At 70.3% G+C, this 11,364-nt stretch carries 11 protein-coding genes; 8 read left to right on the forward strand and 3 right to left on the reverse strand.

All coding sequences use genetic code 11. From position 1 onward, the window contains the following. The first annotated feature begins 187 nt into the window (after positions 1-187). Positions 188-1,156 (forward strand): TRAP transporter substrate-binding protein, encoded by a 969-nt coding sequence (locus J8J14_RS20980; protein ID WP_209381509.1) that lies wholly within the window; start codon positions 188-190, stop codon positions 1,154-1,156. A gap of 2 nt (positions 1,157-1,158) precedes the next feature. Next, positions 1,159-3,738, forward strand: coding sequence for a hybrid sensor histidine kinase/response regulator (locus tag J8J14_RS20985; protein WP_209381510.1), 2,580 nt, complete (start codon positions 1,159-1,161; stop codon positions 3,736-3,738). A 127-nt stretch (positions 3,739-3,865) separates the two neighbouring features. Here J8J14_RS20985 and J8J14_RS20990 read toward each other — a convergent pair whose 3' ends face one another. Both J8J14_RS20990 and J8J14_RS20995 read right to left on the reverse strand, forming a co-directional pair. Continuing rightward, on the reverse strand, positions 3,866-4,879 hold the full coding sequence (locus J8J14_RS20990) for a dipeptidase (RefSeq protein ID WP_209381511.1): 1,014 nt from the start codon (positions 4,877-4,879) through the stop codon (positions 3,866-3,868). A gap of 4 nt (positions 4,880-4,883) precedes the next feature. Continuing rightward, complete coding sequence (locus J8J14_RS20995) at positions 4,884-5,984, reverse strand: serine hydrolase domain-containing protein (protein ID WP_209381512.1); 1,101 nt, start codon at positions 5,982-5,984, stop codon at positions 4,884-4,886. Between the two features lie 97 nt (positions 5,985-6,081). On the opposite strand from J8J14_RS20995, the gene msrA reads away from it, so the two are divergent. The 5 genes from msrA (at position 6,082) to J8J14_RS21020 (ending at position 9,905) form a co-directional block, all read left to right on the forward strand. After that, positions 6,082-6,654, forward strand: coding sequence for a peptide-methionine (S)-S-oxide reductase MsrA (gene msrA / locus J8J14_RS21000; protein ID WP_209381513.1), 573 nt, complete (start codon positions 6,082-6,084; stop codon positions 6,652-6,654). After that, positions 6,651-7,079, forward strand: coding sequence for a peptide-methionine (R)-S-oxide reductase MsrB (gene msrB, locus J8J14_RS21005; RefSeq protein WP_209381514.1), 429 nt, complete (start codon positions 6,651-6,653; stop codon positions 7,077-7,079). The genes msrA and msrB overlap by 4 nt, the downstream gene beginning before the upstream one ends. Positions 7,080-7,179: 100 nt before the next feature. Next, positions 7,180-8,172, forward strand: a complete 993-nt coding sequence (locus tag J8J14_RS21010) for a YncE family protein (protein ID WP_209381515.1) — start codon at positions 7,180-7,182, stop codon at positions 8,170-8,172. A 3-nt stretch (positions 8,173-8,175) separates the two neighbouring features. Beyond that, positions 8,176-8,952, forward strand: a complete 777-nt coding sequence (locus tag J8J14_RS21015) for a polysaccharide deacetylase family protein (RefSeq protein ID WP_342452505.1) — start codon at positions 8,176-8,178, stop codon at positions 8,950-8,952. Further along, positions 8,952-9,905 carry a sterol desaturase family protein gene (locus J8J14_RS21020; RefSeq protein ID WP_209381516.1) on the forward strand — a complete coding sequence of 318 codons (954 nt, stop codon included), beginning with the start codon at positions 8,952-8,954 and terminating at the stop codon, positions 9,903-9,905. Before J8J14_RS21015 ends, J8J14_RS21020 begins: the two co-directional genes overlap by 1 nt. A gap of 68 nt (positions 9,906-9,973) precedes the next feature. Here J8J14_RS21020 and J8J14_RS21025 read toward each other — a convergent pair whose 3' ends face one another. Further along, on the reverse strand, positions 9,974-11,029 hold the full coding sequence (locus J8J14_RS21025; RefSeq protein WP_209381517.1) for an LLM class flavin-dependent oxidoreductase: 1,056 nt from the start codon (positions 11,027-11,029) through the stop codon (positions 9,974-9,976). A 222-nt stretch (positions 11,030-11,251) separates the two neighbouring features. Between J8J14_RS21025 and J8J14_RS21030 the strand changes: the two genes are divergently transcribed. Further along, the coding region (locus J8J14_RS21030; RefSeq protein ID WP_209381521.1) for an FAD-dependent monooxygenase at positions 11,252-11,364 on the forward strand (113 nt) is incomplete at its 3' end.

Raw genomic sequence — 11,364 nt, forward strand, 5'->3', positions numbered from 1 at the left:
CTTTCGTGGCTTGCGCAGGTTCGTCCCACAGGCAGTTCTGGGATTAGGGTTGGCCTGCGGCATCCCGGCGAACGGCCAGGCGCCCCCCGCCCAGACATCTCCTGCCCAGGGCACTCAGGCCCAAAATCCTGCTGTTCCGACCGCCGAGACGCCGCTCCGCCTGCAGGTGGTCGGCGGACTCGCCGGGGTGAGCCAGTACACGAAGCTGGAGCAGCCCTTCTGGACGCGCCGCCTGCCGGAGGTAACGGAGGGGCGGCTAACCGCCGACATCTCCCCCTATGACCGGAGCGGCATCCGTGGGCAGGAGGCTCTCCGCCTGCTGCGCCTGGGCGTCACCCCGTTCAGCACCGCCCTGCTTGGCGTCGTCGCGGCAGAGGAGCCGGAGCTGTCCGCGCTGGAGCTGCCGGGGGTTTCGCCCGACATGGCGACGCTGCGCCGCGTGATCGGGATGAACCGGCCCTGGCTCGAATCCATGCTCCGCGAGAGGCACGACACGGAACTCCTGGCCGTCTATGTCTACCCGGCCCAGGTCTTCTTCTGCGCACGGCCTTTCCAGAGCCTGCTGGATCTGCGCGGCCGGAAGATCCGTACCTCCGCCATCGCCCAATCCGAATGGGTTTCGGCCGTCGGAGCCGTCCCCGTCGTGATTCCCTTTGCTGATATCGTGCCCTCCATCCGGGGCGGGGTGGTGGAATGCGCCATCACCGGCACCCTGTCGGGCTGGCAGATCGGGCTGAACGAGGTCACGACCCATGTGCACGCCATGGCGCTCACCTGGGGCGTTTCGCTGTTCGGCGCGAATCGCCGCGCCTGGGAGGCGCTGCCAGATGACCTGCGCGGGATCCTCCGGAGCGAGCTGGCCGATCTGGAACAACGGATCTGGGATGCGGCCGAAGCCGAGACCGGGCTCGGGCTGGCCTGCAACACCGGCCAGCCCGAATGCCCGCCGGAGCAGATGATGGGGCCGAACGGGCCTCGCTCCCGCGGCCGCATGACCCTGGTCCGCGTCACCCCTGAGGACGACGCCCTGCGTCGCCGGCTGGTGCGGGAGGTCATCCTCCCCCGCTGGGCCGATCGCTGCGGCCCGTCCTGTGCCGAGGATTGGAACCAGCGGGCTGGCGAGCAGCTGGGCGTGGCGGTGCCGGTGGTCCGCTAGGCATGCCGGCCAGACGCCTGTCCTTCATGCAGCCCCGCTTCGCCGGGCTCTGGATCACCCTGGCCACGCTGGCCTTGCTGGCGGTGCAGGTCGGCATCGCGCAGATGATCGTGCGGCAGGGCCGCGCAACGGCCATGGCCAATGCCCAGGAGGCGGTGAACGAGGCGGCGGAGAGTGCCGCGTCCTCGATGAACCGCAGCTTCCTTGCCGTGGACAGCGCCCTGGCCGGCCTGCCCAATCTTCTCGCCCCCGTCACGGCCGGGCTGCGCCCCGACACCTCCCCGGCCGAGCGCTCCGCCGCGCTGTCGCGCGTGCTGATGGGGCTCAGCGACAGCAGCCTCGGCTTCCGCGATCTGATCCTGCTGCCGATGGAGGGCGGTACCCCGGTGGCGGCCGCCGTGGCCGGATCGCGACGGCGGCCCCCGCCGGTGCTCCATGCGGCGCTGCTGGCGCCGGCGCAGGGGCCCGCGGGCGTGCGGGGCGGTGTGACCATCGCCGGGCCGGTCCCGAACCCCGCAACCGGCGAATGGACGCTCTTCGTCGCCCGCCCCGTGACGCTGGTGGGGCAGGCCCCGCTCCTGGCCGTGGCCGAGGTGCCCGTGCCTGTCGTCGCGGCCGGCCTGATCGGCTATGGCGCCAGGGGCGATGCGGCCGGCCGGCGCGTGCTCCTCATCCGCAGTGACGACAGGGTCCTCCTCGCCAGTTCGCCGCATGACGAGGCACGGATCGGCCGCCCCGTCGCCCGGCCGCTCTCGGAAGGCGTGGAGCCCGGGCGGATCACGGCCATGCGGCGCACCCTCTATCCCTCGATGCATGTTGTCAGCCTCCAGGAGCCCGGGCCCGCCCTGGCGGAGTGGCAGGAAAGCGAGGAGCGCATCCTCATCGCGACGGGTGGGCTCGCGTTGCTCACCGTGGCGATCGCGGGCCTGCTGCTGATGATGCTGCGCCAGCGCGACCTGGCGGAGGCGGAGAGGGCGCGCGGGCGGCAGCTCCTCGAATCCTCGATCGAGGCGATGGCCGACGGCTTCGTCATGTGGGACGAGGAGGACCGCCTGATCGTCTGCAACGAGCGCTACCGCGACTTCTACAAGGAGAGCGCCCCGGCCATCAAACCGGGCGCGACCATGACGGAGATCATGCGCTACGGCGCGGAAAACGGGCAGTACCCCCAGTCCGGGGCCGACAAGGACGCCTTCGTGGCCGAGGCGATGGCCCATTACCGCCATCCCTGGAACACCGCGCCGGTGGAGCGGCTGCTTCCGGATGGGCGCTGGATCCTCGTGACGGAGAGGCGGGTGCCCGGGGGTGGCTCCGTCGGCATCCGCACGGATATCACGCAGCAGAAGCGCGCAGCCGCCGATCTCGCGGAGGCGCGGGACGAGGCCGCCGCGGCCGGCGCCGCCAAGTCGCGCTTCCTGGCCCGGATGAGCCACGAGCTGCGCACCCCGCTCAACGGCGTGCTCGGGATGGCGCAGGCCCTGTCCAGCGACCCGACGCTGACGGCGGAGCAGCGTGGTCGCGCCGCCATGCTGGAGGCCGCGGGCCGGCACCTGCTGGACGTGGCCAATGACGTGCTCGACCTCGCCCATGTCGAGGCCGGCCGGATGCCCCTGCGGCGGGAGCCGACCGCCATCCTGCCGCTGCTCGATTCCTGCACCGATCTCGTGCGGCCGGCAGCGGCCGCGCGGGAGATGACGGTGACCTCGGTCCATGACCCGGCCCTGCCCCCCGGCATGCTGCTGGACGCGATGAGGCTGCGGCAGCTGGTCCTGAACCTGCTCTCGAACGCCGTGAAGTTCACCCCGTCCGGCGGGTGCGTGACCTTGCGGAGCCTGTTCTCCACCGAAGGCTCCCGCAGTATCCTGCGGCTCGAGGTGCTGGACACCGGGCCAGGCATCCCGCTGGACCAGCGCGGCAACGTGTTCCGGGACTTCGTGCGCCTTGAGCAATCCGGCCCCGGGGCGCCGATGGCCGATGGCTTCGGGCTGGGCCTGGCCATTTCCACCGGGATCGTCGAGGCCATGGGCGGCCGGATCGGCGTCGATGACAACCCCGAGGCGGTGGCGGCCGGCCGCACCGGCGCCCGCTTCTGGGTCGAGCTGCCGATCGAGCCGGCGGCCGTGCCGACACCCAACCCGGCATCCCTGCCGGTCGCCGAGGTGCCCTCGCGCCGGCTCAAGGTCCTGGTGGTGGACGATGTGCCCACCAACCGGCTCGTCGCCCGCGCGCTGCTAGAGCGGCTGGAGCATACGGTGGAACTCGCCTCGGGAGGCGCGGAGGCGGTCGAGGCGGTGTCCGAGGCCGCCCGTGCGGGCGCACCTTTCGACCTCGTCCTCATGGACCTTGCCATGCCCGGAATGGACGGGCTGGAGGCGACGCGGCGTGTACGAGCGCTGCCGGAAGGGCAGGGCGGCACGGTGCCGGTGGTGGCCCTCACCGCTGGCGTCTTCGACCGTGACAACGTGGCCTGCCGCGAGGCCGGCATGACGGGCTACCTCGCCAAGCCCGTGACGCGCGAGGCCCTGACGGCTGAGCTGGCGCGGGTCGTCACGGCTTCCGCGGTGGCCACGGCCGAGAGCTGAGTCAGCTTCCACTGTCCTGGCTCAGCCGGGCCATCCGGCCGGTCGCGCCAACAGCCCTTTCATTCGTTCCGGCGGCTTTGCGGGAATGGGATCAGCTCGCCATCCCGTCCCGCCATCCCCGCGGCGCTCAGAAGCCGGCCGCGGCGAGCTCCTCGGCCTGCCGCCAGACCCGGAGGAAATTGCCCGCCCAGAGTTGGCCTATCGCTGCCCTGTCATAGCCGCGGCGGTGCAGCGCCTCGGTCAGCCCACCGGTCTCGCCGGCATGCATCCAGCCGCGCACGCCCCCACCCCCGTCGAAATCCGAGGAGAGGCCGACATGGGCAAGGCCGATCCGGCGAACGGCGTGGTCCACATGGTCGGCGATATCCTCCACGCTGGCCTGGTACTGCCCGTCTGGCCCGGGGGCGCGCAGGAAGGCCGGAACAGCCGTGATCTGTACCAGCCCGCCGGAATCGCGCAGCGCGTCCAGCTGCTCGTCATCCAGGTTGCGGGGATGGGTGCGCAGCGCGGCGCAGCAGGCATGGGTGGCCACGATCGGCGCCCGCGAAGCCTCCACGGCCTGCAGCATCGAGGCCTTCGAGGCATGGGACACATCCACCAGCATGCCCAGCCGGTTCATCTCCTCGATGGCCTTCCGGCCGCGGGCGGAGAGGCCGCCATGCAGGGTCGGCGGCTCGGGCCGGTCGCGGCGCGGGCGCGCGGCATCGGCGAGGTCATTGTGCCCGTCATGGGTGAGGGTGAGATAAATGGCCCCCAGCCCGCGCCAGAGAGCCAGGCGCGAGAGGTCGTGCCCCATGGCATTGCCGTTCTCGACCGCCAGCAGCACGGCGGTGGCGCCGGCGGAGTGGGTGGCCTCCAGCTCGGCCACGCGGGTGACGATACGGCGGCCCTCGCCATGAGCCGTGTCCCGGATATGGCGGAGCATGGCCTCGGCGCGTGCGCCGGCCTCGGCATGATCCTCCGGGGTACGTGGGCCCTGCGGCGTGTAGGCGATGAAGACCACCGCCTTCAGCCCGCCGGCCTTCATCCGGGTGAAATCGACGCAGCGCTGCGTCACGCCGCGCGGGTCGGCGGTTTCTGGCCAGGGGATATCGACATGGGTGTCGAGGGTGAGGGTTTCGGCGTGGATCTCGGCGTGCATGGGCTTACTTCGTGCGGGCGTCCGAGACGCGGGCGATCATCTGGGGAAGGGCATCCGGGTGAAGCCACCGGAAGACGGCCACGAGGCGCGTCGAGGGCTCGATCCAGATCGTGTTGCCGCCCGCGCCGACGGCGAAAAGGCTGGCCCGATCCGCCTTCGGGAAGCGCCCGCTGCGGTTCAGCCACCAGAGCAGGCCGTAATCCGGGTGCAGGGCCACCGGCTCGCCCGAAGCGGCCACCCAGCCCTCCGGCAGGATGCGCCGCCCCTCCCAGACGCCATCGTTCAGCATGAGAAGGCCAAGCCGCGCCTGGTCCTCGGCATGGGTGACGATGCCGCCGCCCCAATGGCCGCCACCGGGGACGGACACCACGGCTTCGCCATTCACGTCCACGGTGGAGGTTCGGTAGCCCTCCCACCGCCAGTCGTCGGAGGCGCCGATGGGCTGCATCACCCGCTCGCGCCACACATCCGGCAGGGCGCGGCCGAAGCGGCGGAGCAGGGCGAGGGAGAGGACGTTCACGCGGACGTCGTTGTATTCCCAGTGCTGCCCGGGGGCGGCAAGGGGGCGGGCCCAGCCTTTCGGCTTCTTGCCCTCGCTGGCCAGGTCCCGGCCGCGGTCGATCTGGTCGGCCTTGCCGAAAAGGCTGCCCTCCCACTCGCTGGTCTGCTGCAACAGCATGCGCCAGGTAACGAGGCCGTTGCGCGGCCCGTCGAAGGCGGGGTCGTCCACGCTGTCGCGCACGGGGGCATCCAGGTCCGGGATCAGCCCATCGCCATGGGCGATGCCGGCGAGGACGGAGAGGCAGGACTTGGCGACCGAGAAGGTCATGTCGGCCTGCCCGGTATCGCCCCAGCGCGCCGCCACCACGCCGTCACGCAGGATCAGCCCGTTGGGCGCCCCGCGCGGGGCGACGGGCCCGAGCACCTCGTTGTCTGGCGCGGGCTCGAAATGCCCGGATTCGAGATGGGCCAGCAGGTCCCGGGGGAACGGTGTTTCCCGGGACTCGGCGAAGGCGGCAGCTTCGGCCAGCCTGGCCGGATCGAAGCCCAGCGCCTCGGGCGCGGCCATGGGGAAGGGGGCGGGGGAAGGGGCAGGGAAGCTCATCGCCGCGCAAGTTGGACCCGCGCGCGGGAAAGGGCAAAGGGGGTGGCAACCCTGCGGCCGCCCTGGTGTTCCGCACCGGAATCACCACATCCTGCCCATGACCCAATCCTCTCAGAATCCCGGTTCCGGCACCGAGGTCGCGCTGCTCGGCGGTGGCTGCTTCTGGTGCCTCGACGCCGTCTACCGCAACCTCAGCGGCGTCTCGGAGGTGGTCTCCGGCTATGCTGGCGGCCATGTGCCCAACCCAAGCTACGAGCAGGTCTGCGGCAAGGCGACCGGCCATGCGGAGGTGGTCCGCGTGGTCTTCGACCCGGCGGTGGTGTCCTATGAGGACATCCTGCGGGTTTTCTTCACCATCCATGATCCGACGACGAAGGACCGCCAGGGCGCCGATGTCGGTCCGCAATACCGCAGCGTGATCTTCTTCCAGGGGGCGGAGCAGGAAGCCGCGGCGAAGGCCGTGATGGCGGAGATCGAGCGGGAAGGGCTCTATTCCGGCCGCATCGTCACGGAGCTGGCGCCCGCGCCGGAGTTCTACGCGGCCGAGCCCGAGCACCAGGACTACTTCGCCCGCAATCCCTGGTCCGGCTATTGCCGCGCCGTGGTGGCGCCGAAGGTGGCAAAGTTCCGCAAGAGCTTCGCCCACCGGCTGAAGGAGCGCGCCGCATGAGCGGGGAGAAGGACTACACGATCCAGCGCAGCGACGAGCAGTGGCGGGAAAGCCTTGAGCCCGATGCCTATCGCGTGCTGCGCCATCACGGCACGGAGCGGCCGGGCACGAGCCCGCTGAACGTGGAGAAGCGGGACGGCGTGTATCACTGCGCCGGCTGCCAGTCCCCGCTCTTCACCAGCGACGCCAAATACGAGAGCGGCTCTGGCTGGCCCTCCTTCTGGCGGCCGATCGAGGGGGCGGTGCAGACCACGACCGACCGCTCCCACCTCATGGTCCGCACCGAGGTTCGCTGCGCCGCCTGCGGCGGGCATCTCGGCCATGTCTTCCCTGACGGCCCCCGCCCGACCGGGCTGCGCTACTGCATGAACGGGGTGGCGCTGGACTTTCACCCGACCGATGAGGATGGCCCCGCGGTGGAATGACCGCCAGGACAGGCCGTGCCATGATAGGGATCAAGGCATGGCCGACGGCGGATCACCAGAATCGCGGGCCTTTCCTCGGATGCCAGCCGGAGCTTCCTCCATGCGCCGCTTCGCCCTCGCGCTGCCTCTTCTTGCGGCCGGCCTGTTCCCCGGTCCCGGCAGGGCGGATGTGGTCTTCGTGATCAACTCCATGGACCCCGGCATCCAGGTGGTGGATCCGGTGTCGCGCGCGGAGCTGCGCCAGATCCCGGTGCTGCGTGAGCCGCACCATCTCACCCTGACCCCGGCCAAGGACCTGCTCCTTGTCGGCGATTCCGGGGGGAATGAGATCCTGTTCCTTGATGCCTCCACGGGCGAGGTGCGGAAGCGGGAGCGGATCTCCAACCCCTACAACCTGGAATTCAGTCCCGACGGGAAGCTGCTGGTCGTCACTGGCCTGCGGCGCGACCAGGTCGATATCTACAGCTGGGATGCCGCCAGCATGGGCCTTACCTTGCTGACGCGGCTGCGGCCCGGGGACATGCCGAGCCATATCGCCTACCGGCCCGACAGCAAGCTCGTCTATGTCACGCTGCAGGGCAGCCGGAGCATCGCCGCTATCGACCTGGAGAAGCGGGAGATCCTCTGGAACCTGCAGGTCGGGCGCGAACCGGCCGGCATCATCTGGCACAATGGCAAGCTGCTGGTCGGGATCATGGGCTCGGACCATGTCGCGGTGGTCGATCCCGAGGCACGGAAGCTGGAGCGCACCATCCGGGTCGGGCGCGGCGCCCATGCGCTCTTCCCCACGCCGGGCGGCGGGCCGATCTATGTCACGAGCCGGGTGGACAGCCGGATCACCGCCCTGGATCCGGTGAGCCTGGACGTGGTCCGCACCTATGAGGTGCCGGGCGGCCCGGACTGCCTTTCCTTCGACGAGCAGGGGCGGATCTGGGCGACCCTGCGCTGGAACCGCCAGCTCGGCATGCTCGACCCCGCGACGGGCGAGGTGACGACCTCGCCGGTCGGCCGTTCTCCCCACGGCATCTTCTTCCGCAACCGGAGCCTTGTGCAGGCGCGGAACGAAACCCCCTCCGCGCCGGTGGAGCGCTGAACCGTGCCGGGCTGGCGGCCTGCCCTGCGGCGCTGCGTGCTGGCCGGGCTTGCGGCGATCACCGCCCTGCCGGCTCTGGCACAGACCTCCACCGCGAATTGCCGGGGCACGCTTTACCTGACCATCGACACGGGCTGGTCGCGCGAGGCGGAGGAGATCGCCGCCATCCTGCGGCGCCGCGGCGTGCGGGCAACGCTCTTCGTTGCCGATGAGCCAAGCTTCCGGGGCGACCGCACCCTTTCCCCAAGCTGGGCGGAGTTCTGGCGGGCCAGGGCCGCGGAAGGGCATGTCTTTGCCAGCCATACCTGGCGGCACTGGTACTTCAATGGCGATGCGGGGCCGGGCCGCACCCGCTTCGTCTCGCGCCGGACCGGCGAGGGCTCTGAGGTGCTGGACCAGGCCGCACTCTGCGCCGAGCTGGCGCGCCCCATCGAGGCGCTGAAGGCGATGGTGCCGGAGGCGCAGGTCCTGCCGCTCTGGCGCGCCCCGGGCGGGCGGACCACGCCGGGCGCCGTGTCGATGGCGCAGCGTTGCGGGCTCACCCATCAGGGCTGGACCGCTCGTGGCTTCTTGGGGGACGAGCTGGACTCGGCTGCCCACCCGAATTCTGCCCTGCTGGCGCGGAACCTGAGCAGCATTCGCGATGGTGAGGTTCTGGTGATGCACTGGGGCGTCCGAAGCCGGCGGGAGCCCTTCGCCGGCATCCTTGAGCCGCTGATCGCCGGGCTTCAGGACCGTGGTTTCTGCTTCGCGACCCTGCCGGCGGATGGAAAGCGCTGATGTTCGACCCGCTGATCCGCCTCTACGACCAGTTCACGAGCTGGCTGTTCCAGACTGTCGTGCAGCCCGCCCTCTACGCGGCGGGCATGATGGAATGGGCCGACGACGCCTTTTCCTGGATGGATTTCTTCGTCTTCGGCATCGTCCAGGTGGTGGTGGTCTACGCCGTCTGCCGCCCGCTGGAGGCCTGGCGGCCCGTGGAGCGCTGGGATGACCGGCGCGTGGTCTGGACGGATGTGGTCTACACCATGCTCGCGCGGCTCGGGCTGCTGCCGCTGATGGCTTTCGTCATCCTCTCCGGGGTACAGGCGCAGATCGCCGGATGGATCGCGGATTCCGGCTGGGTCGCACCGACGCTGGAGACGCTGATCCCGGCGCTGGAGACGCGGCCGCTCATCGCCTTCGCGCTTTACATCCTCATTCTCGACTTCGGCGAGTACTGGCGCCACCGGCTCCAGCACACGATCCCCTGGTGGTGGGCGCTGCATTCCATCCACCACGCCCAGGAGAAGATGACCTTCTGGACGGATGACCGGAACCACGTGATCGACGACATGATCGCGGCGCTTTGGTTCGGCGGACTCGCGCTGCTGATCGGCGTGCCGCCGGGGCAGTTCCCGCTGATTGTCATCATCCTGCGCGTGGCGGAGAGCCTCTCCCACGCCAATGTCCGGCTTTCCTTCGGCAGGTTCGGCGAGCGGCTGCTGGTTTCCCCGCGCTTCCACCGGCTGCATCACGGCGTTCTCTCTGCCGGGGAGGAGGGGCGGAACTACGCGGTGCTCTTCCCGATCTGGGACATGATCTTCCGGACCGGCGATTTCCGGCGGGACGTCTTCCCCCGCACGGGCGACCCGGAAGCCTCGGCGGCGCTCGTGACGGGCGGCTGGTGGCGCCAGCAGGTGGAGGGAACCCGCCGTTTCCTACATGCGCTGACCCGGCGCGAGGCCCGCTGACGGAACGCTGCGGCCGCAAGCCGGACGCCGCCCCTCCAGAACCCGCAGCCTGAATCTGTCTCCGCGGATCAGGATGCGAGTCGCACGGGCTCCGGCGAGAGGCGGCGGAGAGTGGGAAGCACCTTCTCGCCGAAGCGCTCGAGCGCGGCGAGCACGCGCGGCGCCGGAAGGCCGCTGAAGCCCATATACAGGCTCCAATGCGAGGGCTGGAGGATGTGGAAGTCCTCGGCCAGCCGGTCCGCCACCAGCTGGGCGGAGCCGATCGGGGCATTCTCCAGAAGCCATTCGATGCTCGGCTCGCCCTCGAAAGGGATCGAACGCATGAAGGTGCCGTCACGCGCCGGTTCCTCGCCCCGCAGGGACAGGGTGGTGCGGATGAACCGGAGCATGCCTTCGGCGGCCTGGCGGCGCTCCGACTCGTCATCCGTGACGAAGACATAGCGCTGGATCGCCAGGCGCAGCGCCGTCTCCGGCAGCCCGCCGGCGCGGAGGGCGGCCAGCAGCTTCTCCCGCATCGGCCGTGCGGCGGAGGCGCGGCGATGGCCCTGGCTGATGAAGAGCGAGCCGCCGGCGCGCGCTGTCCGCTGCAGCAGCTGCGGTTCCCCGCCCGCAAGGAAAAGCGGAGGCATGGTGCCGGGGAAGGCGGCGATCGGGGCATCCGGCACCTGGAAATGGCGGCCCTGGTAGCCGACCCGGCCAGTGGTGAGCCCCTTCTCGATGATGTCCCAGCCCTCCTCGAGGATGGCCGTGCGCTCGGACATGGAGATGCCGTAGGTGCGGAACTCGTGCGGCTGGTGCCCGGTGCCAAGCCCGAGCCGGACGCGACCGCCGCTCAGTGCCTGCAGCATGCCCAGTTCCTGCACGACCCGGAGGGGATGGTGCAGCGGCATCACGACCACCGCCGGGCCCAGCCAGATGCGGCTCGTGGCGGCCGCGCAATGCGCGACCATCATCAGCGGGGAGGGGCAGACGGAATGGCTGGTAAAGTGATGCTCGGCGAACCATGCGCCGTCGAAGCCCAGGGCCTCGGCCAGTCGCACCTTCTCGACCGTCATGCCAAGGATCTCGGCCGGGGACTCGTCCGCCCGGTTCTGGGACATGAGGTTGAAGAGGGCGATGTCCATCGTGCTGCTTCTCCGCGGCTGCCGGGGTTAAGGCAGGAGCCGTGCCAGCTCCCTCATCGCCTCCTTCCGGCGGAAGGAAAAGGGGGGCGGCGAAGGCCGCACCGAGTTGATGCTGCGCTGCGGCATTTTGTGCCGCACGCGGATTTACCCGCGATTGCCGGAAGGGGATAACCCGGTCCGGCCACCTCTGCTCACAGGGGATGGGGATCGCTGGGGGATAGGATGCGCGTAGCGATGATCGGGGCGGGCTATGTTGGCCTGGTCTCCGGGGCCTGCTTTGCCGAGTTCGGGGTGGATGTATGCGTGGTGGACACGGAGGCGTCCAAGGTTGAGGC

It is taken from the genome of Pararoseomonas baculiformis, assembly GCF_017813395.1.
Taxonomy (GTDB): domain Bacteria; phylum Pseudomonadota; class Alphaproteobacteria; order Acetobacterales; family Acetobacteraceae; genus Roseomonas; species Roseomonas baculiformis.